Source organism: Robinsoniella sp. KNHs210 (assembly GCF_000686105.1).
Lineage (GTDB): Bacteria > Bacillota > Clostridia > Lachnospirales > Lachnospiraceae > Robinsoniella > Robinsoniella peoriensis.
The window spans coordinates 5,293,924-5,319,241 of the sequence record NZ_JMLZ01000002.1 but is presented as its reverse complement, the minus strand read 5'-3'; the positions used below and the strand labels follow the sequence as shown (position 1 = coordinate 5,319,241).

Sequence of the window (25,318 nt, the reverse complement as noted above, 5' to 3'; positions counted from 1 at the left end):
ATCCTCCTGTTCATTTTCTAAATTACTTACACATTCTCAAGAATCCTTAGCAGCATCTGACCGGTTCCAACGTTATATCCGCTGACTGCGTATACCGCACAGAGATCTTCTTTTAACGCCACCACCAGGGGCAGCTGATCAGGATCGACATACACGCTCCTGGCAAGAGTCTGTACATTTTCCCCGAAATCATCATACAATATCTGTATATCCGGGAACGCATCCAGCACTTTATGAAGCGCCTCATCCGATCTGTCCGGTTTTTGCCGGAAGATAAAGCACATCTTTGCCCCGGATTTCAAAAATGCTTCCCTGTTGTCATACAATTCATTTAAAATGTGGTCGGAAGGCTCTTTATTTTCTTCCAGCCAAAAAAGGAAAAGCATGTGGGATGCATCCAGAGAAGATGCCATGATCTCCTTCTTATTTTCATCCAAAAGCTTAAAATTATCAACCGTTATTTCTTCTAACATGTCAGAAATTTTTGCTTCTTTTTGGGATAGGGTAATATGCTTCTCCTGTCCCTTTGCCAAAGAGAAATAATATTTTCTGGCAAATTGCGTACCATTTGGCAGACGGTTGACGGTAATCAAACGGTATTCTCCTGCTGCTGCTGGCAGCCTAAGACCCTGTTTACCACAGCGCTGCCCCTCCAGAACAAGGGAATTCCAGCCTTCTTTTTCCAGTTTGCCCAGACTCCAGTTTCCGGAATAAATCCATTCCGTTTCCGACCCGTCCCCCATAACCGTAACGGCGGCATCGGGTTTCGTTTTTTCCAAAACAGCAGCAAAATGCTCCCCGTCATAATATTCCATTGCCCCTTCTGCTTCCGTAAGCCTTGCCGGTATCCCTATTGACCGGCAGACTGCCACAAACAGAATCTTTTTGGATAGAAAACTACCGGATTTTACTTTTAAGCAGGCACAGGGAAAGGTGATCAGGTTCTCCTGCTCAGCCTCCGGATTTTCCTTTACATGATCTGCAATAAAGTTCCATAGCAGAAGCGGATTATTAATAAAATCCTTCTTTTGCTCCGGACTGAAATATGCGCATAGCCAGGTACGCCAGCAGCTCAGCGGCTCTCTGGATATTCTGGGACAAAGCAGGTACGGCACATATATTTCCTTTGGAAACCTATCTGCATAGGGTTTCGCTTCCCTGCAATGCTCTGCCAGGATATCTGCTTTCAGATCCTGATAATCCTTCTCCCTCAGGCTTTCCAGCAATAAAAGTTTATCCTCCCACTGGTTTTCCATCTGCCCGCTCTCCTGCTTCCATAAATTCCATTTCAGGAATCGGATCACCTCATCGCGGTTTCCCCTGGCTGCTTTTAAAATCGGCTGAAGTCTGTCATCATCTACGGATTGCTGTATTGGAAGTGCATATCCTGCATCATCTGCTTTCCCTTGCGGAGCACTCCCTGCAATCCCTGCGAAAACAACTTCCTGATCAAACCCTTCGATCTTTCTGCGCAGTGCCTTTGCCGCAGCTTTACTTTTCTTTCGTCCCAGCTCTTTCTGTTCTTCGGTTAACGTTACCGGATTTACCGGAGCTGCTGCCGGAGGATAGAATTCCAGATCCTCCCAGACATCTGGCTGCCAGGCTTCACCGGACAGCTGCAGAACCGTTTCATTCTCTTCCCGTGTATCGATACATCTTTCTGCGAAGCTGCCGTCTTTTGCTGCAAACAAATACAGGCTTCCCAGCCCGGTCAAAAGCTCTGCTTCCCCGTTCTGGTTCGTCCGTACAGATGCCGCCGTATCCAGCTGGGCATAATTTAATATTTGGAAATCTACTTTTGCTCCTTCACAGGGCAGGTTATTCTGATCCAGCACCCTCACTTTGATTTTCCGGGTTCTTGCATACTGACGGGTCAGATTTACCGATACTGCGCTGCCATTTTGAAGGACTTCTCCATGCTGTGGTGTCTCCACATCAAACCATCTTGCTTCTACCAGCATTGCCCTGGAGGAAGCACCGGTGAACCAGCCCTTATTCAAGATCTCTTCCGGTTCACAGGCCCCCAGGAAATACCACTTTCCGTCACACCATACCTCCACCCAGGCATGATTATCATCGCAGTGGGACCATCTTGGCACAAATACCTGTCTGGCAGGAATCCCCAGACTTCGGAATACCGAAACTGCAAATACCGATTCTTCCCCGCATCTTCCGGCCCCGCTGCGGTAAACGGTTAGGGGCGGTGCCGTCCGGTCATCCGTGGTCTGATAAGCCGCTTCTTTGGCACACCAGTAATTTAAGCGGATCACATCTGCTATCCTGTCTTCTCCGGTAACGCAGTCCTTTGCCGCCTCCCGGAAAAATTTTCTGCAGGGTACAATCTCTTCACTACTGATCCGGTGATAGAGTACATAGTTCAAGAAAATTTCCCCAGGCATATTCCTGCAGTAAGGCTCCTTTTCCCACAGTGCTATTCCATTTTCGGCATAATCTAAAAATATCTCAAAATCATAATTTGCCGCATCACTCAGAGGCATTATGGCATAGAGATATTTCAGCGCAAACCCTAGGCTGCCCGGATATACGGCAGCCTTCTTTTCAATTTCTTCTCTTTTTTCTCCCAACAGGGAGAGTTTTTTCTTGTAAGCCTCTGTGATCTTATGTTCGTATTCTTCTGAAAACATTTTATATCGTTCCTTTCCAAAGCATCCCATCGGGAATGAATTTTCAAACAGGCATCAGCCCTTCACGGCTCCGATCATAACACCTTTTACAAAATGCTTCTGCACAAATGGATAGATCAAAAGTACTGGAAGTGAAGCTACCACTATTGTGGAATATTTAAGCAGGTCTGTCAATCCCCTTTGTGCCGCCACGGACGATACATCACTGATCATAGTATAGTCAATCTGATTCTGTATCAGTATTTCCCTCATTATGATGGTAAGTGGCTGAAGCTTCTGATCCTTTAAATAAAGCATCGCATCAAAATAGGAGTTCCATTTGGCGACACCATAGTACAGGGTCAATACAGCCAGAATCGGTTTACAGAGCGGAGTTACAATTCTCAGAAGGTATTTAAATGGTGTACACCCGTCAATACTTGCCGCTTCATACATTTCATCCGGGATAGAATTTACCATATACGTACGGCAGATGATCATATTGTATGTAGACATTGCACTAGGAATAATCATTGCAAGCCTGCTGTCAATTAAGCCCAGTTTCTGAACTACCATATAAGTTGGTACCAGTCCGCCGCTGAAATACATGGTAAATACAAACAGCATTGCCAGTTTATTTCTTGCCGCAAATTCTCTTCTGGACAGCGGATACGCACAGAGCATTGTCATTACAAGATTCACCACAACACCTACCGCCGTATATAAAATGGAATTAAAAAATCCATTCATAATCTTCGTGTTTTTAAATACAGCCGCATAGCCCCGCAGGGTAGGATTTACGGGAAACAGAAATACTTTTCCACTGACAACTGCCTGGGGATCGGAAAAAGATGCGCTTACAATATAGACCAGCGGCAGTACAACGATCAAAAATACAGCCGTCAATACCACATATACCATTATAATAAATATTTTATCTCCCAATGAGGAGTTTACAAACCTTGACCATTCTTTCTTATTCATGTCTTCTCCTCCTTACCACAGACTTGTCTCGGTAACTTTTTTACAGACCTTATTTACAATCACCAGCAGAACAAAGCTGACAATGGACTGGAACAGGCCTGCCGCCGTCGAGAAACCAAAGTCGGAGTTCACAATACCGACCTTGTATACGAAGGTGGAGATAACCTCAGACACCCCGCTGTTTAGAGAATTCTGCATTAAAAATACTTTGTCAAACCCGATATTCATGACACTTCCACAGTTGAAGATCAGCATTGTGATAATCGTGGGCAGGATTGCCGGAAGATCCACATGCCAGATTCTCTGCAGCCTGGACGCACCATCCATCCTTGCCGCTTCCTTTAATTCAGGGCTTACACCTGCCAGAGCCGCGATGTAAATAATTGCAGAATAACCCGCTGTCTGCCATAACCCGCTCCACACATACAGTCCACGGAACAGCTTCACATCCCCAAAGAAATTAATGGGATCAATCCCAATTTTACCAAGCAGAATATTGATTACTCCCGTTCGAAGATCCATCATCTGCATCATCATTCCTACCATCACTACGGTAGAAATAAAATATGGTGCATAAGTAACCATTTGTATTGTCTTTTTATAACGCACACTCCGCATTTCATTTAACCCGATTGCCAGTATAATCGGCAGGGGGAAATTAATCAATAATGTATAAACGCCCAGCACAAGGGTATTAATAATAACCTTTGAGCTGGAAGGTGACATCAGAAACTGCTGAAAATATTTAAGCCCCACCCAGTCACTGCCAAAAATCCCTTTTCGGATACTGTAGTCCTTAAATGCCATCAGTATCCCGCCCATAGGAATATATGCAAAAACAAATGCATAAATTGCAGGTATTGCAATAATCAGCCAGAACTGCCAATTAGAAGACTTTATTTTATTTTTTTTATCCACACGGACCTTTGCTGTTTTTGTTATCGCTTTCAAGCAAATCCCTCCTTCTTCCAAAAAGAGGCCGTCACCATAACCTGTCTTATGCAACGGCCTCTTCCATTTCTGTTCTTACTTGTCTTTACCCATCTGTCTTTCATATGCAGTCTGGTAAACACTTAATAAGGTCTGCAGTCCGGCATTATCCAGCCCCTGTTTAAAGGACTCCCAGTCTTTATCCAGATCCTTTTGTCCTGTGATAAATGCTACCTGGTTCTCTGCGATATATTTTTCTACTTCGACGCCTACAGTCTGAATATCGGTTGCCTCCTGATCCGTCAGCTTCAGCTGCGGCATAATATCCAGTTCCCCTTCTTTTTGCGCATATGGTTCCTGAAGGTTCTTGCTTGCTTCATAGAGCATTTTTTCTAATCCCTCTGCCGATCCGATATCAACATTGGGATCTACAGCCTGTCCCAGACGATAATCAGCCGGTGCCACACGGATTCCGATATCCTGCCAGTCATGATTCTGAGTATCCGGAGAATATGCATTGATTACTTTATATAAAGCAGGTTTTCCGTTTAAGCCCACTTCTCCTTCCGGATTCAGTACCCAGTCCTTGCCTTCCTCTGCGCCGTACTGTGAACTTAAGTCCCCTGTTTCCGTAAAGAAAGTATCCACCCAGCGAAGTGCTGCTGCCGGATCTTTACATTTGTCCGTAATACATAACCCAAATTCATCTACTCCTGAATATTTGAAAAATGGAGTAATCTGTGTTCCGTCCGGTCCCTTCACTGGAGACATCGCAACATAGTCCCGGTAAAATTCATTATTTTCCGCTGGGTCAATAACATCGGAAAGGGTACCTGCTGGTACAAATAATACCGGTTCGTCTTCCTGGTTCATCAGGGTTCTAACCTGTTCCTGTGTCTGGGTAAAATCTCCGTCATAGATATAACCCTGTTTGTAAAGCTCGCTCATATATTTAAGGCCTTCTTTGTACTTATCGTCTGTAGCAACGCAGACTACTTTTCCTTCTGGCGTTACTGCAGTCTTATCCCGTACGGCCTGTTGTTTTCCCGGGTCTAAAATGAATGATCCCATCATCCATTCTTCAAAGTTTGCATACCAGCCATTTTTTGCATTTGCCCCGGCAATTGCAATACCATCCGGCTTGTACTCTTTGAATTTCTTACATACTTCCATGAATTCTTCTGTTGTTGTAGGAATCTCAACACCCATCGCATCCAGGTATTTCTTATTTACCCACATTTTTCTTCCATACATACAATGGTAACAATCATTAATTTCCGCTATGGAATAAATATGCCCATCCGTCTGGCGGGTAAGATCCATATACTGGCTCATCATTTTCATATAATTCGGCATATTCTTCTCAATCAAATCATCCAATTGAATAATAACGCCCTCTTTTACCCCATATTTTGCTAAATTAGGGTCTACACCCAGAATAACATCCGGATAGTCACCTGACTGCAGTGCCATATTCAGCTTATCTCTCCAGTCATCCCTGGTACCAGTCTGGAACGTCAGCTTAATTCCCGTCTTCTCTTCCATATACTTTGTAAAATCATTTGTCGCCAAATCCTCAACATTTGGCATTGTCATAGTAAAAACTGACATTTCAATGGGTTCTTTTACGATCGGATAAGTTCCCACCTCATTTAAATTACTTTCATCAGATGCTGCGTTTGACTCTGTCTTTGCGTCTTTGCCATCTACCGTATCGGTACTTCCTCCACATGCTGACAGACTGACTGCCATCGTAAGAGACAATAAAAGTGCAGTGATCTTTACGAATCTTTTTCTCATAGATTCTTCCTCCTTTTCTTTTTTCTTGTTGTCCCAAAGCAGGCTTAAAACTACAAACATAAAAATTTGAAATGATTTTAAGCAAGCCCAATGTGCAATTATACTTTTGAAAAGATTTTTCACAATTCAATCTGTACTTTATAGACAAAGTAATTTTTCGGTTACCAGGTCTACTCCGTACTTTTCATTGTGTTTTTTCACAGTACGCACTAGGTTTTTACACTCTTTTTTATACATTTTTATCACCGCAATAGCAACGTACAAATCTTTTTTTGGACATACAATTTTTGTCAGACCTTGATTTTAGAGGATTTTCACTGCACTTATCATAAAAAAGTACTGCTTCTGTACTTCTTTCATCTTTATTCTATTTTTTTCAGATTACTGGGTGTCGTTCCCATTACCCGTTTAAATGCTCTTCGAAAAGAGTAATCACTGCCATATCCGGTCTGTTCCGCAACCTCTTTTACAGGACATCCTTCTCTTAACAGACGGCATGCATTCCGTATTCTCACCTGCTCCAAAAACTCACTGAATGTAATTCCAAAATAACTTTTAAAATCTTTGTAGAGTCGGTTCTCCGTAATGTGAAGTTCATCTGCCAGCTGTACCAGGGCAAAGTTTGGATTGGAATACCCGGAATTAATCCGGCTTGCCAGATATTCCTTCATCTGGACCGCATACCCTTCTTCTGTCACTTTGGTATACTGCAGATAATACTGTTTCGCCTCACCGATTGCCCGAAAAAGCTTTTCCTGGTTCTCAGCCTTCTGTATGGCTTCCATTATATCTGCAACGGCTTCTTCTTTCTGTACTTTTTCCAGACTTCTGATCGCCGTGCACCGAACCATTTCCAGCAAATGTTCCGTCATAGAGAGACTCATTGTTTTCTTTAAATAGCAATCATTGATATCCGCCATTATTTTTTCCAGTTCTTCTTCTGTTCCCTTTTTAATCGCATTTTCCAAATGTATCTCCATATCAATGGGGAACATGGACACCTCCATTTTGGAAGGAAGGTCCTCTTTGCAAAGGGGAATACGGATACCATAGAACCTGGCGTATTTGCAGATATCCAGTGCTTCATCATACTTTTCCCCAAGCTTTAACAGGTCAGTAACCTCACCGCTGAGTCCTGCAAAAATATAGAGCCTTTTATCGTAATAAAACTTATAATTCAAGCTCTCTATTTTCTGCTTTAATTCATCTTCCGCATAGTATTCCAGTTCTGGAATGATCATTGCATACACCAGCTGGTTTACCTCATAAAGCATATGGGGAAGATCCAGATTTTCCCGGAAATGTTCCTGGACGTATTCCTGAAATTCTTCCACCGATGAGAAAATGTTGTCTTTCAGCGGATCTTCAAATTCCAGCACGGCTACAAAATACCTTTCTGCATCCAGTTCCAGTTTACTGCATTCCAGATCGGCACGCAGGTCATCCCGGGAATCGTATCTTCCATACAACAGCTTCTGGATAACTGCGGCACGCAGAATCGGTTCCTGATACACCACTCTGCTTTGCAGACTTTCCACACTCTCTAAGAACGGATACAGGCCTTCCCAAAAATTACGCGGCTTCTTTCCATCCGCACCTACAATGGTATCACTGCAGTCGCAGTACTTTTTTACGGCATCCTTTCTTTTAAACCAATAAATAAAGCAAATGGCATAGCCGATCAAAATGGAAGTGATACTGAATATAATGATGATATACTTCATATACCCGATCTTCTGCATCATTACCTTCCTTGGAGTAATTGTGGCAAATGTCCATTCCGTATAAGTGGATTTCACCGAAGTTGTAACAATCTCCGATTGTTTCATATCATTTTTAGAAAGGTACTCCGAAAACGTCTGATAAGAAGTATCCTTTTGTCCTTCATCCCCAATAAAGCAGCTGATAATATTACCCTTTTCATCCATAATAAATGCATCATCTTTTTCATCCACCCTGGCTCCGCTCATCAGATGTTCAATGGCACTGTCATTTAATGCAATCGCAACAGCTCCTTTTTCATCCTGAAAGCTGCTGTTGGGTACGGTCTGTGCCATAAATAGGGCAGTTTTCTTTTCCGTCGGTATATCTACAATTGTTCCGGACATATATTTCTTGCAAAAAGTATCTACTACATTTTCATACTCCATACTTCCAAATCCATTTACCGTGTTATAGCCGCTTTTCGTTACCGGTGCCACCGTAGGCATTTTAATCAGATAATTTTTGCCTGGAAAAAGCAGATAAACTGCCTTTATTACCTGATTTGTAGTGGAATAATCCGGAAACCTCCTGGATAAGAGATACATTTCATAAAATTCCTTTGACTTATCCTTGCTGTAAGCTGAATCAGCCATTCTGCATAATTCCGTGTCCTCACTAATGTAAATTCCCACGTTCTTAATTTCTTCCATCTGCCGGTCAAAGCTGGTAACCGCCTCTGACAGAAACCGGTTCGCCTTTTCCTTTTGAACATCCAGCAATGCCGACTGCGCCATAAAATAAATCACGATAATTGCAAGAGTTGGAGCTGCTAAAATTATAATATAAGAGCAAAACAACTGTATTGAAATTCTTTTATGATGTAAAATCCCTGTAATTTCTTTTTTATTTTTCACATTATTCCTCCCATGCATAAAGCAATTAAATCTTATATTTTACAAAATCTGACAATCCACAGCTTGTCAATCCTGCACGCTTATGATAATGTTATATCAGAAGTCAGATAAACAGTCCTCAGATAAGGAGCCGCCTATGTTTTTTAAATCAAAAAAACCAAAAGAAATTCTCTGCATCTACAGCAAAGGCAAACTACTCTATCAGGGTGAATTAAAAGATATTCCCCTCAAAGAGTCCGTTATTTTAGAAAAAAGCTTAGCTTTCTTTAATGATCCGGATCCCTGTTACATCCACAGAAGTGCTGTCCGCGTGCGATTAACAGAAGAACTGCTTCGTGAAATTCAGCAGGAGACAGCTTTATCACACTGTCCGCTTATAACTGAATATGTTGACCTTCCCCACATGGAAGAATTCACTTTTATATCAGAGCAGTAAAAAATATACTGCAAACCCCAAAAACAATGCGGCATTAAACAGCTTCACAGCTCCCATATGCCTAAGCATAAACCCGGATACCCGGTTGACATTTTTTGTCCTGCTGATTATGAGTATAAAAACAAATGAAGGCAGGCACATAAACGTTACATATATTACAAACAAGAGACAAATCCAGAACATATTGCCTGCTGCATGCTTCATCAAATATAAAATATTTGCCATATAGATCTGCCCGGTGCAAAAGAATTCTCCCAGCGAAATTGCTATCCCCAATCCAAAAACCACAAATAAAAGCACCATGGGCCTTGCCGCATGAACCCGCTTAATCAGGCGGTGATTCCAACCCCGCAGTTTTGCTGGAAGCTGCATTCTGATCTTACCGTATTCTTTTTTCCTTACATTCCAATAGTCAATAAAATAGAATACCGCGGCAATCAGGAATAAAACCGTAATACCAATATTTATTGCTGTTCTTGCTGCTGCAAATGCTCCCTGGTCAATCCAGGATACCGCATAATAAATACCTGCCCCAATTGCAAAATAGGTAATATATTTGCCCGCCAGATACAACAATCCGCTTTTTAAAACCGATGTATCCGTGGTCAGCAAAATGGAAAGCAGCATCAGAAGCATGGATACCGCACAGGGATTAAATCCAGCTAAAAAGCCAGATAATGCAAAGGTAAAAAAATCTTTCCCTGTCACACCCTTATCCGTCTTATAATCAGCAGATATGCTTACGAACCGGTCAAAATCTTCGAATTGTGCCTTTCCCCCATCCAGATCTTCTAAAAACCGGTCACAAATATCCTCTGCGCCTGTCAGATACGAATCTCCGTAAAATAAAGCAGGAACCTTCTGATTCTCCTTAGGTACCTGATACTGACGGAAGAATTCCTGCACCAGCATAACATGATTGGCCTCAGCAATGTTATATTCATTCAGTTCAAATTTTTCTCCAGCACCATTATCCAAAAGAAAAGCTTTCACTTTCTCACAATCACTACAGGAATAAGTAGAAAAATACACCACAAAATTCTGTTCCGGGTTTTTGTTTTTTCTTTTTAACTGTGCAATCAGTGTATTTACTTCCACAGCCTCTGATTCCACATTGCTATTTTCCGTAACTCTATCTGCCTGCGCACTGCTATTCCCTGTAACTTTATCTACTTGCTCGCTGCTATTCCCTGTAACTTTATCTGTTTGCGCACTGCTATTCCCTGTAACTTTATCTGCCTGCGCACTGCTATTCTCTGTAACTTTATCTTCTTGCTCGCTGCTATTCCCCGCAGCTATATCTGATGCTTCATCCGCATTTTTTTGACTTTCACTGAAAAAAACCTCTTTCAGATTTTTTTCTATATCCTCATATCCCCAAATCCATTTGGATCCCACAATGAGAACGGGCAGCTGACCATCCTGTTCATTCTTTGCAGCTACACAAACTTCTTCAAATTTCTTTTTATCCTCCGGTTGGAACGTATTATAAGTGCGGATTTCATATATAACCCTGCTTTTCTCCTCCGGGGTAAGGCATTTATTGAAAAGCTCAAAAATCTTTTCATCTTCCTTACATGAGGCACAGGCATTGTTATAAAAAAACTGAATTTCAAGCAGATGATCCCTGGCTTTTGCCGGTAATACAGTCATAATTAGCACAAAAATAATTAACAGACCCACACTGGTCTTCATGCATTTTTTCATTTCATACTCCCTTTTTCTACATATTTTGTTAAATTATAACAAAAAACCTCGCTGTTGTCTAATAACTTTCCATATGGGATTATGCCAGAGCGTCTACAAAGCGTCCCTTAATCAGCAAAACCCAAATTCAAGAAATTGTTCGCTCTAGAACCTGTTTCTTTTAAGACATAAAAAGAATCCCTCCTAAACAGCAGTGTTTCCATTCACACAGCCGCTTTAGAGGGATCATCCCACAAGAAATAAGTTTTTTATAACCTTATAAATATTTTTTAACGAAATTAGCATCTGTAGGATATGCACAGGAGACCTTTCCTATTTTCTGATGTGTCTCACATCCCTTCCCCAATACCAGTACCACACTCTCTTCTTCTGCTTCTTCAATAGCCCTTTTGATTGCGTCTCCTCTGTTTTCAATACATTCATAGGGACAGCCGACACTTTCTACATAACGTGCGATGTCTCCTGAAATATGTGTAAACTGCTCTTCTCCCGGATCATCTGCGGATAGGTATACTTTTTTTGAATACAGGCCCGCGATCAGTCCCAGATCCCTTCTTCTGTTATAAGCTTTATTGCCGGGGCAGCCAAAAACAGATACAATCTTAGAGAAAGGATGCTCCATTAATACTGACTGGAAAAGCTTTTCAAAACTCAGTCTGTTATGGGCATAGTCCACGATCACCGTAAGCCTCCTTTTGTGGCTGACGTACTGCTCCATCCTACCTTTCACTTTTACCTTTTTCAAACCGGCAATCATATATTCAACGGGAATATGATATAAATACGCAACCGCAATTGCAGCTAATGCATTCTCAACATTAAAAACTCCGGGCATACCAAGTGTGAATCGTTCATCAAAACGTCCGCTTTTTACCCGGAAATTAATCCTCCCTTTTTCCTGTTGGATATCATACCCAAAAATATCGGGTATTCTGCCATTTTTAACGTCCCCATCAATCCGATCGGCTTGTCCTGTACCAAAAGTAATAACGGACTTCGCCAGCCTGGATGCCTGAAGAATCCGGTCTGCCTTATCTGAGTCCAGATTAATGCACGCTGTCTGACATTGTCGGAAAATGGATAGTTTTGCACTGAAATAATCTTCAAAGTCATCATGTTCCGAGGGACTGATATGATCCTCTGATATATTCAGGAAAACACCCACATCAAAGTTCAGCCCCCGCACCCGCTGGTACTTCAGTGCCTGGCTGGAAACTTCCATAACCATACTGTGCTTTCCGGATGATACGGCGTTTTTCATATGCCGGTAAAGTTCCATAGATTCCGGCGTTGTCATGCTGGATGTTTTATGTTCCACACCATCTTTAACCTCAATAGATGAAATAATTCCCATACTGCGCAGACCAATGGATTTCTGATACTCATCCATAATCGCCTTGATATAATAAGAAGTGGTTGTCTTTCCTTTGGTTCCTGTAATCCCAACCAAATCCAGTTCCCTGGAGGGGTCCTCATAGAACTGCTTTGCTAAAACAGGCATTGCTTTTCTGATATCCTTTACCAGTATGTAAGGAACTTCATAATCCAGGGGAAAATGCTCCTCTCCAATATAACAGACAGCTCCATTTTTGAAAGCCTGCCTGAGATAGTCTATTTTGAATGCTGCTCCTTTACATATAAATAGTCCCCTTTTCATCGTTTCCCTGGAATCAAAAGTTAAATTTTCAATGATCTGATCTTTCTTTCCATATAAACAACAGGATTTTACTAAATTGGCCTGCTGCAATAATTTCAGATATGTTTTAAGCATATAGTGCATTCCACTTTCCCCCTTATCGGTTGATTTTTTCATTATAACGAATAAATGCATCAAAAAATGCATCTGCTTGTATCCAACTTGTAAACTTATTGTACAAAACCATGCAGACAGTTAGATGTTACTATATATTAGACGCTAAATTTGAAAAAAGGGTTTCAAAAATATTTTAAATATTTCCTTAAGTTCTTAAATATGAAAATATAAAAACTTTTAAGAAGATATTGACATAAAATACCCAACATGCTATATTAGATACATACAGTATGTATCTAATATAGCATGTTGGAAAGGAGGAAAAAATTTGGCACGGAATAAATATCCGGAAATTACGGAAAACCGCATACTTGAACTGTCCATGAAGCTGTTCATAGAAAAAGGTTATGAACAGACCACATTACAGGACGTTGCAGATGCTATGGGCATGACACGCGGAGCAATCTATCATCATTTCAAAAATAAAGAACAAATGGTAGATGCCGTTACCACCTACATGTTTCATAAAGCAGTGCCTTTTGAAACAATTAAGGAAGATACTTCACTGACTGCTCTGGAAAAATTAAGAAAAATCGTACTCTGCTCGGTGTCGTCTGAGGATCAGGTGAATACTTTTCTGGCATTATCCAAGACTTTTCTTGATAATCCAAAACTGGTTGCTGCGTATTTGAACAGTGTGAAAGAAAATGCAGAAGGGATCTTTCTGGAGTTTATTAAAGAAGGAATGTCAGATGGATCTGTTCAGGCAGAAAACCCCAAAATTGTGGCGGAGCTGCTTTCCGTCCTTATGGAAATATGGCTATGCCCTTTCATTTTTATGGAAAACCGGGAAGACTTTAGAATCAAGCTCAGATATGCCGCAAATATACTTAACAGCGTGGGACTGCCAATTATCGATGATGAATTGCTTACTGTATTTGAGAAACTGGAAACAATATTTCCGGAAAGATAGATTGCTGCATAGCAATTTATTTTTTACAATTTTACATACATTCTGTATGTATATATAAGGAGGTTTTAATTATGACTGAAGAAAGATTTGAGAAAATGATGGAACATGCGGGTGATGTGATTGAGAATACTGTGGAAGGTGTGGCAAGTTTCGTTGACAATTCTTTAGAAGCTGCTGCAAAGCACAGAGCAGTTCGTATTCTCTTTAGAGCAATATCATATGCCGGTTCTCTTGGCCTGATCATAGGTGCTGGTTACCTTGAAAAACACGGGCACCACCTGATTGCTAAGATTTGTTTTATTACTGGCTGCGCTGCAATCGCAACGAATATTATTCTCAGTTTCATATTTCGAAGGAAATAACGTGTCCACCGTCATCAGGGTGGTCTAAAAAACGCCGAACCCATGCTTAACATTATATTTATGCAGTGGTTCGGCGTTTCTTTGTTTAAAATTATTCCTTACTTTGTGTCTCTTTTATTGCAGCTGCGCTAATCTCTCTTTTACTTGTTCCATCATTTCTGTATATTTTGCAAGCTTACCTTTTTCTTCATCTATTTTTGCCTGAGGCGCTTTGCTAACAAAACGTTCGTTGCTTAACATTCCATTTACTCTTGCCAGTTCCTTCCCTAAGCGTTCTTCTTCTTTTTTCAAGCGATCGATTTCTTTTTCAATATCTACCAGCTCTGTGAAAGGCATATAGATAACTGCCTCCGGTATCACTGTGGATACTGCATCTTCCCCGATACCCGAGCGGTCTGCCTGAACAGTGACCTCACTTGCATATCCCAGGGTAGCGAAGAATACCTTTCCATTTTCAAATATCTCACGGATATTTTCCTTTTCGGAAACCACAAATACCTTTGCTTTTTTGCTTGGCGGAACATTCATTCCGGTACGGGCATTTCGGATTCCACGTACCGCTTCTTTAATAGTCTCTACTGCCTGCTCATCTGCCGTAAAGTTCCATTCCTCTTTAAATTCCGGCCATTCGGAAATCATAATTGATTCTTCTTCTGTCTGAAGAGTGCAGAAAATTTCTTCTGTAATAAACGGCATATAAGGATGCAGCAGTTTCAGGGCATTTGCCAAAACAGTCTTTAATGTCCACAGTGCTGCTGATTTGGTGGTATCTTCATCGTTATAGAGACGGGGTTTCACCATTTCAATATACCAGTCACAGAATTCTTCCCAGATGAAATCATATACTTTCTGAACAGCGATGCCCAGTTCGTATTTATCCATATTATCTGTAACGTCTTTTGCAAGCGTGTTTACTTTGGACAAAATCCATTTGTCTGCTCCGGTTAAGTCTGAAAGATTCATCCGGGATGAAACCTCTGCTTTTTCCAGGTTCATCATAATAAATCTGGACGCATTCCATACCTTATTAGCAAAGTTTCTGCTTGCCTCCACACGTTCCATATAGAAACGCATATCATTTCCCGGTGCATTTCCGGTCATAAGGGTCAGACGAAGTGCATCTGCACCGTATTGTTCGATAATTTCAAGCGGATCAATTCCATTTCCAAGGGATTTACTCATCTTACGTCCCTGGGAATCACGAATCAGTCCATGAATCAGTACGTGATGGAAGGGAACTTCCCCTGTCTGCTCAAGCGCTGAGAATACCATACGGATAACCCAGAAGAAGATAATGTCATATCCGGTTACCAATACGTCCGTAGGGAAGAAGTAATCCAGGTCTTCTGTTTTGTCTGGCCAGCCTAAAGTAGAGAAAGGCCACAGTGCAGAACTAAACCAGGTATCCAGGGTATCCTCATCCTGTGTCAGATGTGTGCTGCCGCATTTCGGGCAAACGGTTGGTACTTCTTTGGATACTACGATCTCACCGCAGTCATCACAATAATACGCCGGTATCCGGTGTCCCCACCAAAGCTGTCTGGAAATACACCAGTCACGGATATTTTCAAGCCAATGGAGATAAATCTTATCAAAACGCTCAGGTACAAAATTTAAAGTATGGTTCTTCAATGCTTCAATCGCCGGCTTTGCCATTTCTTCCATTTTTACAAACCACTGCTGTTTGATCATAGGTTCAACGGTGGTCTTACAGCGGTCATGGGTACCAACATTGTGGGCATGTGGAACTACTTTAACGAGAAGTCCCATCTCCTCTAAATCCGCAACCATTGCTTTTCTGGCTTCATAACGGCTCATGCCCGCATACTTTCCGCCCAGTTCATTGATGGTGGCATCATCATTCATGATATTGATCTCCGGCAGATTGTGGCGTTTTCCCACTTCAAAGTCATTAGGGTCATGGGCCGGCGTAATCTTAACACATCCGGTTCCAAATTCCTTGTCAACATATTCATCTGCAACAACCGGGATTTCACGGTCAGTCAATGGCAGTTTCAGCATTTTGCCTACCAGGTGTTTGTAACGGTCATCCTCCGGATTTACTGCAACCGCTGTATCTCCAAGAAGCGTCTCAGGCCTTGTGGTAGCAATTTCAACAAAAGCATTTTCTTCCCCTGCTACCGGATAATTAATGTGCCAGAAATTTCCGTCCTGATCCACATGCTCTACTTCTGCATCTGAAATGGAAGTCTGACATACCGGACACCAGTTAATAATTCTGGAACCCTTATAGATATAACCTTTTTCATATAATTTGATAAATACTTCTTCAACCGCTTTGGAGCATCCTTCATCCATGGTAAAGCGTTCTCTGTCCCAGTCAGCCGAGGAACCTAACTTCTTCAACTGGTTGATGATCTTTCCGCCGTACTCTTCTTTCCACAGCCAGGCATGTTTTAAGAATTCATCTCTGCCGATCTCATCTTTATCAATTCCCTGTTCTTTCAGCTTCTCTATGACTTTGACTTCAGTCGCAATCGCTGCATGATCCGTTCCAGGCTGCCATAAAGCATTATATCCCTGCATTCTTTTATAACGGATCAGAATATCCTGCATGGTATTATCCAGTGCATGGCCCATGTGAAGCTGTCCCGTAACATTCGGCGGCGGCATCACAATCGTAAATGGTTTTTTGCTCCTGTCTACTTCTGCATGAAAATATTTCTTGTTCATCCACTTATCATATAAGCGGTCTTCAATTCCTTTCGGATCATAAGTCTTTGCTAATTCTTTGCTCATTGTCCTATTATCTCCTTTTTCATTTTTAGCTGCCCGTGCAGATCCCTCTGCACATACATATATGGGTTATAAAATATACGGATTCCCATTTCCCTGCCTGATTTTGCATAAAAAAATGCCCCTTGCTTCTGCAAAGGGCGAATAATCCGCGGTACCACCTTTATTTATATTTACAGAAATCTTCTGCAAATACATCTCAGTCATCCGATAACGTGGATGATACGTGAAAATCTACTTTACGATGAAATCTTATCCACAGATATCCGGCAAATCCGCCAGGTTATCCACAATTTCATCCGGTTCAATCCTCCGGTTCAAAAGCTACCTTCCATTCACACTGCCTTGAATATTCTTCCAGCCGATGAAATATTCTCTCTGTCAGGGTTTTGAATGTACTCCTCTTTCTCACTACCTTTTTATTATGATATCTTTTGTGATATATTTTCCATAATAATCAAGATGGGGGGATTTGTCAAGGGATTTTGATTAAATTAATTCTAATTTAATTATACCATGTGGTAAATCAGTCTCTGGGTCTACGTATACTGCACCTGTGATGTCATCCTGATTTGAATTCAATTCCATAGAATGCAGAAGCCCCTTATAACCTCCAAGTAATAATACATCATCTGATATATCTTGTAATAAAGACAATTGTTTCGAAACCTTATGAAGTTTTGTTTTCATCCCCTCCTTATAATTCTTTGTTTCTAATTCATATAAATAATCTAACATTTGATTTATTTTTATCTGGGTCGATTTTTTTGCTTCGTCTATCAACTCTTTGAAAGCCGGCAAGCCTTCCAAATAGATCTCCCCTACTAATTCAACCCCTGCTTTAATCATTTCAACTCCTACCTTATCAAAGAATTCACTAATGCAAGCTTCGTTCTCTTCCTCAAGATATTGCGCCTTAAAGATATTACGTAAAACTATATCATCATTTGGAATTAAAACATCGTCCACCATTATTTTAGACGTTTTATATTTCTTCTGGCATAATGCTCCTTTTAGCGAAGATCCCGGTAAATAATACGATGCACCAGATGGATTATATCCATCATATTCCCCATACTGATAAAAGGGATAAATCACTTTCAAATTTTTTTTCAACAAAAACTGGGAATTTTCCTGTATCTGATTCCCCGAAAAATCCTTTAAGTCTACATATAATGCAAGATTTGCTCTGGGGGTCACAATAAGGCTGGAAATCGTACTCAGCCTATAAGTAAACTTTTCCATTTTAATTCCCTCCTTTCATCTGCGGTAAATGAAATAAAAAAGCATTTCCAAAGACTATATCACGTTCTTTGTTAAACAGAGATTCAATTGATTTCCCCGTGCACTCCACTCTTTCCGGAACTGATATCACACTTCCTTCTGCAATAAAACTCATAAAATACTTACTACATTTCTTGTTCCATCCTCCCTGCATCTCAAAAGGACGCCGTTCAGATGTAAATATTTTAAGAGTAGAGTTATGATAATCTATATGATCCGGCAATAACATACCTGTATTAAGGAAGTAGCCTGTTGAAGTATAATACTGTTCCTGTTCTTCAATATCTACAAAGCGATACATATTAAGTCCCTGAGATGCTCTTTTACCTAATATCATAATTCTTTGCTCATTAACTGCCTTAACTAACATTTTGTAAACTTTGTTAGCGCATGTGCTGTTGTCCATTTGAAAATAAAAACTGAATTTATTAACATACGAAGTTACTTCTTCATCAACGGTAATTTCCGATAAAGTCATACAAGGTACAGAATAAAGTTTTGTATCAAAATCTGTGACATTATCCAAAGAAGCCCGGAGTTGTTGTATATTCTGCTGCTTCACGTAAGGATATAATTGTTCGCAATTAATCGGATCTTTGATAGCCTCATTTAACTGTGACAATTTTAAATAACTTCTTTCTTTAATAGCTGCGCGTTTTTTCTTCAGATCAATGTCATTACGGCTATGTTGCGATATCTTATCAATTAAATACTCCTGAGGTGTGGGTAAATAATCACATGGTAATAAATTGGATAAGGTAATATGTATCTTTTTATCTAAAATTTGCTTAGTTAATTTTGCAGCAGCATCATTACCATATTCTTCTGAATACATATATACTAAAGCTCCAAATAACTTTTGTGAGTCTGGAACCTGGGTGATAGTCCCTAATGATGTCAAAGATACCTTATAATTTTTCATACTGTTAAACCCCGCTTTCGTCAGAGGTTAACACCTCTACTTTTCCATATCCGCGGCTTTTTGAATTCCCCAAACGATAAACTCCATCATTAAACTTAGCTAAATTATATAAAATATATTTTTTGCACAACTCTTGCGCATTACTACTTAAAAGTTCCATTTTGTAAAAATGAATTTCTCCCTCAAATATTAATCCGCTTCGAGCTGCCTTATAAGTTCTAGGTGTAGATTCAGGTGTCCCGCCATTTAAGTCTATCTTATTTTTCATGTCAATAGAAAAACACGTCTTTTTGTTACGAAACTCATCACATAATAACATATCACTAAAAAGTAATTTAGGTGTGTTATTAAAACCTTTAATTCCAAAAAGATAGTCAGCTGATATATTTTCGATGGCTTCAATATATCTTTTTTCAAAATTGACGATAACCTCTTTACTCCACTTTTTTTCATTAGCTTTTTTGTACGACTTCAAATATGAGTCATACAACTGCATAATCTTTTTTCCTATATCACTTTGATCATCTCTTACAATAGACCGAGATACTCCTTTAATAGAAGAACCCGGTATATACGGAAAACCATCCTGGTCTACCACTGTATGGCAATCGATTCCTCCAATTTCAAATGGTGCAGGTAATCCTCCAATATATAGATTCGATCTTGTTTTTATCTTTATTTTAATTGCCTGTAAATTTTTCATTTCGTAGCTCCTCCCTAGTTATCTTTTGGATAATATTTTCTAAATTTCATCTTCATTTTGTTATACTCATATAGCAACATCAAAGCTTGGACAAAATCCTGATTCCATTCAGAATATTTTAAAATAGAGCAAAATTTATTTTTGTCAAAATATAAGCGGTTAGGCAATTTATCCTCTTCTATTCTCTTTTTATTACAATCTTCAATTTTTTTTCTTTCGTCATCTGTAGATGGATTATGCAACTCGATCATATCTGCCACTTTACCATATCCTAAATCCCCCTTTTTTATTTGACTTAGTTTAAAGAACATACTTTTATCTATATGTAATACTTGCAGATTATCTCTTCTATTGTTATATAAAGCAAAGCATTTCGTAAGTTTATTCTTTTTAAGTATCTTATTATATAAATATATCTTTGGCTTAATCAATAATACTTTCTTCGCATCTTCCAGCTTATCAATTGAAAAATCAATCTTCCTCATTTCAAAGTTTTTATATATATGAAAACGTTCTTCGGAAAACAATAGCATCATTCGCAGATAAGTTTCAAGACGATGTTTAGATTCTTTATCTAATATAAGATCTAACCCTTTCGATCCCTTTTTATTTAACTGTTTCATAATTCCTGCATTTAAAATCAATTCCATTTCCCGCAATTCTTTGTCTGGATTATCCATATATTTTGGCAAAAGATGATATAGTAAGCTTATAATATATTTTGTATCATCCCCCTGTATTTCTTCATTCGTAATCCGCTCTAAAAGTGTATAGAAAAAACCTGGGAATCCGAGCAACTCCTTGTACTTATTATCATTTGACTTAATCATTTTTAGTACACTTAAATCAGTTAAGAAAAAATTCCATACAGGAATATTTTGTAATGCAGAATTAATTTCTCTTTTCGTCAGACAATTTTCACATGTACAATTTCCTTTCTTATTTTGGGCACATTTAAGTTCAGTCTTAAAATCCTTAATCTTATCATAAGCAACATCCAGGTATGTTAAATCACAAAATGATATTTTTGATAATATAAATTTTTCCAATACTTTTTGTTCCAAAGTATTTTTAGTATCTTTTGCCTTTTTTAATTGTTTTTCTACCATATTTAAATAATAACGTATTGGTTGATTGTTAAAAGTTATTTCAATGCCAATGCTCATTGACAAATGCTGAAAACCTAAGCGATCAAATTCTTCGTTAATATCCAACAAAATTTGTCGGCAAACTGATACTCCATTCATAAAATTAGCAACTGATACAGCAAAGAAAATATCATCCCCTGCAATATAAAACGGAAAAAGCCAGCCATAACCACAATCTAAATTTAACGATTCTGCTGTATTATGTAAATTTTTCAATGATATACCTTCATTAAGTATCTCACTTACTTTTCTATAAATATCAAAATTTCTTATATTTTTAAACATGTCCCCCATACCATCTAAATCAGCCTTGATTACAGCAATGCGAAAATGATGTTTATTATCCATTTCATCTTCGAAAAATAGTGAATCAAGATCCTTAGCAAACATCGGATAGACTGTTTCATCTTCTACATACAAATTGTTCTGGTTACACACTTTCTGAAATGAAAATAACATATCCTTGCTATTTTCTATAACTTTATTAAAACATTGAGATCGTTTAAGACGTTTCTTAACCTCTTGTATTGCATCAAGTTTGTTATTTTCATATTTTTTTGCAGGTAAGTATGTATATTTTAACAATTTCTGCCCCTGTGATTCCAGATAATAATGCATAAATAATTTATTTAGTTTAGTTTCCAATTCCTCTGCCGATAATTCACAAATAAATATATACACTCCGGAACAGTACAACAATTTCTCTACTTCTGATTCTGGAAATTCTTTATCTATCGTTTCATAAAATCCTTTAGATATTTCCATTGAAGAATTCATAATACTTTTTAAAGTTGCCTTTTCAGTTTGCTTTTCCTGTACATGTGCGTTAATTGCTCCTGTCAGATAGCTTTGTACCTTATCGATTGTAATTGCCACAATATGTCTATATCTCATTTGCTACTCCCCCTCTACATATTTCTTAAACATTTGGGCGTATGCTCTGTGAGGAAACAACATAGGATTATTGATAAGCATAAGAAGCTGGTTCAGCTGCAGATTAAATGTCAAAAGTGAAACAGATTTTATTTCACTTTTGACTTCATATTCTGATAGGCTAACCTCCTGAATTTCATCACTTTTTTTTATATTCTTGCCATCATAACTCAAACCTTCACTATGTCCAACATGGTCTAATGCAAAATACCAATCTTGCAACGTACTTTTATCTTTATCCATTTCTATAGATAATTCTTTTTTATTTTTTGTGGCTTTAATAACTATATCGAACATTTTATCCCCACAATCCATATAACAATTATTAAATCTTTCCGTCACACAGCATAATATACGTAATGGACGGGTTGCTGTTTGCGTATACTCTCTTTTCTTATCCACAGTGTTTCCAGCCACAATACCAGAAAACATTCTTGTATAAGTGTCTTGAGATGTTCTTAAAGATAAAATACTTGTTGCCCAATTTTTTAAAATATTTTCATCTAATGATGTACTTTTGCACTCTACTACAACTGCAACCGCCTCTATCGGTATAAATTTTAATCTCCCATAGCGAAATATATAAGGTGTATAAGTCTCATCAAAAATAGCCAAATCTACTTCTTTTGATACATTACCATTGGAATCAATAATAAATACGGACTGTTCAATAACAAATTTTTTAGGAACAATTTGTTCAAACATCCCTCGCCATATATCTTCCCGGTACCCTCCAATCGTTGGACCATGTGTAGCTTTAAAGTTTAATTGGTCTATTATTGCTTTCTCATTTTGTACATAATTATTAATAATATTATTGATAGTTGTGCTTTGAATATGTTCCTTGTCTTTTTCTTGTTTACTCACGTTATACCTCCCTTTTTATAAATGAATTACTCAAATTAAACACTAAAGTTATCATGAATCCTACGAAGTAAAAACCAAATATTCTAAGAATATATAACTTAGACTATTGTTATATTTTACCATATTATTGATATAAATGCACGGTATTTTTATTATCACTTACAATATATGCTAAATTTTTTAGAGTATTTATAAATTCATTATAATAAATACCAAATAAGTATTTTAGTTTATTATTGTTTTAAAATGTTAGTTCTATGGCACGAAACCTTGACTAATATCAATTGATAAAAGACAGATACTCAAAAATAATATTAGTTTTCTTTTATATAATTATAAATTTATTAATCCATTGTTTCTATTTAAAGTAGCTTTTCCTAATCATTTGCAGTACAATAAACACATAACTAACATTTTACCCCAACTAAACCAATGAGGAATATCATGAATATCAAAAGTGTACACTGTTTAACCTTTAGCCCCACCGGCACCACAAGAAAAATTACAGATACTATTTCTGCTGTTTTTCAAACCAAAATTCATAATCATGACGTAACCTATGACAGAACAAAAGACTTCCCCGATTTCGCCAGTGAAGATCTGCTGATCGTTGGCATCCCTGTCTACGGTGGCAGAATCCCCGCATTATTAGAAGATCTGTTTCACCGCCTTCATGGGAACCAGACGCTTTGTATTCCTGTTGTTCTCTATGGAAACCGGGCTTTTGAAGATGCTCTTCTTGAATTATCTGATCTGCTGAAAGCGCAGGGCTTTATAACTGCAGGCGCGGGTGCTTTTATCGGGGAACATTCATATGGAAGTGAAATTGCAGGCGGACGCCCCAATGTATTTGACCTCGCAGAAGCTAAAAAATTTGCTGAAGCCGTCCGGGATAAGATCACTGGTATTGAATCCCACGAAGCTATAAAACCATTACATATTCCGGGAAACCATCCTTATAAAGAACGTTCCGCCCCGGGCATTCCATGGGGTCCTATTACTATGGATTCATGCAATAATTGTGGAATCTGTGCTACCGTCTGTCCCATGGGTATCATTGACCGGGAAGATCCGAAAAATATTACGGATCCAGGCAGCTGCCTGCATTGCTGTGCCTGTATAAAAACCTGCCCGCAGAATGCTAAGGCTATGGAATCAGAATTTTACAAGAAGTTCAGAGGGTTCTTAATTGCAAATTGTTCTGAGACACAAAAAGAACCCGAGATCTTTATCTGAATCTAATTAAAGCGAACCCTCCAAGATCTTATATAGTTAGTATAAGCCTTAAAGTTACTAGACATTAAATTTGGGTTTTGCTAAGTAATGACGCTTTGTAGATGTAGGTAGTGTACGGAAAGAGAAGGGGGCGGACCAGGACATTGGTTTGGAAGGCTTACCGCAGAACTGGCATTTTCTAACCTTCCCGGAGCACTTTTTGGCGGCACGCGGGCATTCGCTCCGAAATCCTGATGCATTTCGCAGCTCACTGCCCGCTTAGTATCCGATGGGAGCCAGTCGAATACTATCCGCCAAAAAGCACTTCGGGAAGGTAAGTAAATGCTCAGCTCTGCTATACGCCTTCCAAACCAATGTCCTGGTCCGCCCCCTTCTCTTTCCGAGATAGCATTCGTTGATACAAAGCTGCTTTTCTCGAGGCCACTGAAAAAGTTTAAGCCAAAGTAATATTGCACAAAAGGTTAAAAGTTTAAAGTTCTCTACTCTTCAAGGAACGTGATAGATTCGTTTGTTAAGGTCCTATAAAAACATAAAACTAATATTTATTTGTGTAATATGACAAACTATTTTAAAAATAGGGGACTTTTTCAGTGGCCTCGCTTTTCTCAGCATGATGGGGCCCTGGGGTTGTGGCATGCCGGACGTGATTGGCGTAAAGCAACTGATCTTGAAAACAGAATTTGTTTTCCATTCTGTAACCAGAAAAAGGAACAAACTTCCATCTTCTTTTACGCAAACAGCCGAAACATACTGCGCAGCATCCAATAAAGAACAGTCTGCCACAGCCCCGGGGTCTCCACCAGGCTGAGAAAACCAGCTTTGTGGCGGCAACCTGGATCTCGGAAAGATGGGTGTGGGAAACTGGCATGGGCGGAGGATGCGTAGAGCAGAACTGAGTATTTACTTACCTTTCCGGAGTGTTTTTTGGCGGATAGTATTCGACTGGCTCCCATCGGATACTAAGCGGGTACTGAACCGAGAAATGCATCAGGATTTCTCGGTGAATGCCCGCGTGCCGCCAAAAAGCGCTTCGGAAAGGTTAGAAAATACCAGTTCTGCGGCCAGCTGACGGAGCCCATGCCAGTTTCCCACACCCATCTTTCCGTACACTACCTACATCTACAAAGCGTCTTTAATCAGCAAAACCCAAATTTATTTGTATTACTTCTTACAGAGACTCCAACATCATAATCCGAAACTATTACCCCATAGGTACGATCAGGCCAAGAAGTTCTTACATAGTAACAAAAAAGTTCCGCGCCATAACACTGGCAGCGGAAC

18 protein-coding genes and 1 other annotated feature are annotated in these 25,318 nt (G+C 39.3%); of the genes, 4 read left to right on the top strand and 14 right to left on the bottom strand.

Features of this window, described 5'->3' with window-relative positions; genetic code table 11:
* Positions 1–26: 26 nt before the first annotated feature.
* The 5 genes from CD03_RS0129655 to CD03_RS0129635 form a co-directional block, all read right to left on the bottom strand.
* On the bottom strand, positions 27–2,675 hold the full coding sequence (locus CD03_RS0129655) for a transglutaminase-like domain-containing protein (RefSeq protein WP_044289758.1): 2,649 nt from the start codon (positions 2,673–2,675) through the stop codon (positions 27–29).
* A gap of 24 nt (positions 2,676–2,699) precedes the next feature.
* Positions 2,700–3,608, bottom strand: a complete 909-nt coding sequence (locus tag CD03_RS0129650) for a carbohydrate ABC transporter permease (protein WP_027296712.1) — start codon at positions 3,606–3,608, stop codon at positions 2,700–2,702.
* Between the two features lie 12 nt (positions 3,609–3,620).
* Positions 3,621–4,559, bottom strand: coding sequence for an ABC transporter permease (locus CD03_RS0129645; RefSeq protein ID WP_330377445.1), 939 nt, complete (start codon positions 4,557–4,559; stop codon positions 3,621–3,623).
* Positions 4,560–4,634: 75 nt separating this feature from the next.
* Entirely contained in the window at positions 4,635–6,338 is a 1,704-nt protein-coding gene (locus tag CD03_RS0129640) for an extracellular solute-binding protein (protein WP_027296710.1), read from the bottom strand.
* A 362-nt stretch (positions 6,339–6,700) separates the two neighbouring features.
* Complete coding sequence (locus CD03_RS0129635; protein ID WP_027296709.1) at positions 6,701–8,956, bottom strand: helix-turn-helix domain-containing protein; 2,256 nt, start codon at positions 8,954–8,956, stop codon at positions 6,701–6,703.
* Between the two features lie 136 nt (positions 8,957–9,092).
* Between CD03_RS0129635 and CD03_RS35280 the strand changes: the two genes are divergently transcribed.
* Positions 9,093–9,392, top strand: a complete 300-nt coding sequence (locus CD03_RS35280) for a hypothetical protein (RefSeq protein WP_044289757.1) — start codon at positions 9,093–9,095, stop codon at positions 9,390–9,392.
* Here the strand turns inward: CD03_RS35280 and CD03_RS0129625 are convergent.
* Both CD03_RS0129625 and CD03_RS35275 read right to left on the bottom strand, forming a co-directional pair.
* Positions 9,381–11,099, bottom strand: a complete 1,719-nt coding sequence (locus tag CD03_RS0129625) for a hypothetical protein (protein ID WP_027296708.1) — start codon at positions 11,097–11,099, stop codon at positions 9,381–9,383. The two genes, CD03_RS35280 and CD03_RS0129625, sit on opposite strands and share 12 nt — an antisense overlap.
* Positions 11,100–11,355: 256 nt before the next feature.
* Entirely contained in the window at positions 11,356–12,912 is a 1,557-nt protein-coding gene (locus CD03_RS35275; RefSeq protein ID WP_242849171.1) for a Mur ligase family protein, read from the bottom strand.
* Between the two features lie 268 nt (positions 12,913–13,180).
* Here CD03_RS35275 and CD03_RS0129615 point away from each other — a divergent pair, with 268 nt between their 5' ends.
* Positions 13,181–13,825: a TetR/AcrR family transcriptional regulator gene (locus tag CD03_RS0129615; protein ID WP_027296707.1), complete on the top strand. Its 645-nt coding sequence runs from the start codon at positions 13,181–13,183 to the stop codon at positions 13,823–13,825.
* Positions 13,826–13,896: 71 nt separating this feature from the next.
* The gene (locus CD03_RS0129610; protein ID WP_027296706.1) at positions 13,897–14,187 is read left to right on the top strand and encodes a hypothetical protein; all 291 of its coding nucleotides are present in this window, start codon (positions 13,897–13,899) and stop codon (positions 14,185–14,187) included.
* 114 nt (positions 14,188–14,301) lie between these two features.
* Here the strand turns inward: CD03_RS0129610 and CD03_RS0129605 are convergent, their stop codons facing one another.
* From CD03_RS0129605 to CD03_RS0129575, 6 genes are all read right to left on the bottom strand, one after another.
* Positions 14,302–16,947, bottom strand: a complete 2,646-nt coding sequence (locus CD03_RS0129605) for a valine--tRNA ligase (protein WP_027296705.1) — start codon at positions 16,945–16,947, stop codon at positions 14,302–14,304.
* A 130-nt stretch (positions 16,948–17,077) separates the two neighbouring features.
* Positions 17,078–17,365: a binding site (T-box leader), on the bottom strand.
* Positions 17,366–17,433: 68 nt separating this feature from the next.
* Positions 17,434–18,189, bottom strand: coding sequence for a hypothetical protein (locus CD03_RS0129595; RefSeq protein WP_027296704.1), 756 nt, complete (start codon positions 18,187–18,189; stop codon positions 17,434–17,436).
* Between the two features lies 1 nt (position 18,190).
* A complete protein-coding gene (gene csm4, locus CD03_RS0129590; RefSeq protein ID WP_027296703.1) occupies positions 18,191–19,150 on the bottom strand; it encodes a type III-A CRISPR-associated RAMP protein Csm4 in 960 nt (319 codons plus the stop codon).
* Between the two features lie 4 nt (positions 19,151–19,154).
* Positions 19,155–19,853, bottom strand: a complete 699-nt coding sequence (locus CD03_RS0129585) for an RAMP superfamily CRISPR-associated protein (protein ID WP_027296702.1) — start codon at positions 19,851–19,853, stop codon at positions 19,155–19,157.
* Positions 19,854–19,867: 14 nt separating this feature from the next.
* Positions 19,868–21,895, bottom strand: a complete 2,028-nt coding sequence (locus tag CD03_RS0129580) for a Cas10/Cmr2 second palm domain-containing protein (protein ID WP_027296701.1) — start codon at positions 21,893–21,895, stop codon at positions 19,868–19,870.
* A gap of 3 nt (positions 21,896–21,898) precedes the next feature.
* Positions 21,899–22,801 (bottom strand): DUF6602 domain-containing protein, encoded by a 903-nt coding sequence (locus tag CD03_RS0129575; protein ID WP_052378044.1) that lies wholly within the window; start codon positions 22,799–22,801, stop codon positions 21,899–21,901.
* Positions 22,802–23,245: 444 nt separating this feature from the next.
* Here CD03_RS0129575 and CD03_RS0129570 point away from each other — a divergent pair, with 444 nt between their 5' ends.
* Positions 23,246–24,037, top strand: coding sequence for a 4Fe-4S binding protein (locus CD03_RS0129570; protein WP_027296699.1), 792 nt, complete (start codon positions 23,246–23,248; stop codon positions 24,035–24,037).
* Between the two features lie 987 nt (positions 24,038–25,024).
* Here CD03_RS0129570 and CD03_RS39085 read toward each other — a convergent pair.
* Entirely contained in the window at positions 25,025–25,147 is a 123-nt protein-coding gene (locus CD03_RS39085) for a hypothetical protein (RefSeq protein WP_255348072.1), read from the bottom strand.
* Between the last annotated feature and the right edge of the window lie 171 nt (positions 25,148–25,318).

Bases quoted from the DNA above. Each gene is read 5' to 3' on its own strand.
- CD03_RS0129655 (WP_044289758.1), bottom strand. From the start codon at position 2,675: ATGGGATGCTTTGGAAAGGAACGATATAAAATGTTTTCAGAAGAATAC.
- CD03_RS0129650 (WP_027296712.1), bottom strand. From the start codon at position 3,608: ATGAATAAGAAAGAATGGTCAAGGTTTGTAAACTCCTCATTGGGAGAT.
- CD03_RS0129640 (WP_027296710.1), bottom strand. From the start codon at position 6,338: ATGAGAAAAAGATTCGTAAAGATCACTGCACTTTTATTGTCTCTTACG.
- CD03_RS35280 (WP_044289757.1), top strand. From the start codon at position 9,093: ATGTTTTTTAAATCAAAAAAACCAAAAGAAATTCTCTGCATCTACAGC.
- CD03_RS0129625 (WP_027296708.1), bottom strand. From the start codon at position 11,099: ATGAAAAAATGCATGAAGACCAGTGTGGGTCTGTTAATTATTTTTGTG.
- CD03_RS35275 (WP_242849171.1), bottom strand. From the start codon at position 12,912: ATGAAAAAATCAACCGATAAGGGGGAAAGTGGAATGCACTATATGCTT.
- CD03_RS0129610 (WP_027296706.1), top strand. From the start codon at position 13,897: ATGACTGAAGAAAGATTTGAGAAAATGATGGAACATGCGGGTGATGTG.
- CD03_RS0129605 (WP_027296705.1), bottom strand. From the start codon at position 16,947: ATGAGCAAAGAATTAGCAAAGACTTATGATCCGAAAGGAATTGAAGAC.
- CD03_RS0129595 (WP_027296704.1), bottom strand. From the start codon at position 18,189: ATGGAAAAGTTTACTTATAGGCTGAGTACGATTTCCAGCCTTATTGTG.
- csm4 (WP_027296703.1), bottom strand. From the start codon at position 19,150: ATGAAAAATTATAAGGTATCTTTGACATCATTAGGGACTATCACCCAG.
- CD03_RS0129585 (WP_027296702.1), bottom strand. From the start codon at position 19,853: ATGAAAAATTTACAGGCAATTAAAATAAAGATAAAAACAAGATCGAAT.
- CD03_RS0129580 (WP_027296701.1), bottom strand. From the start codon at position 21,895: ATGAGATATAGACATATTGTGGCAATTACAATCGATAAGGTACAAAGC.
- CD03_RS0129570 (WP_027296699.1), top strand. From the start codon at position 23,246: ATGAATATCAAAAGTGTACACTGTTTAACCTTTAGCCCCACCGGCACC.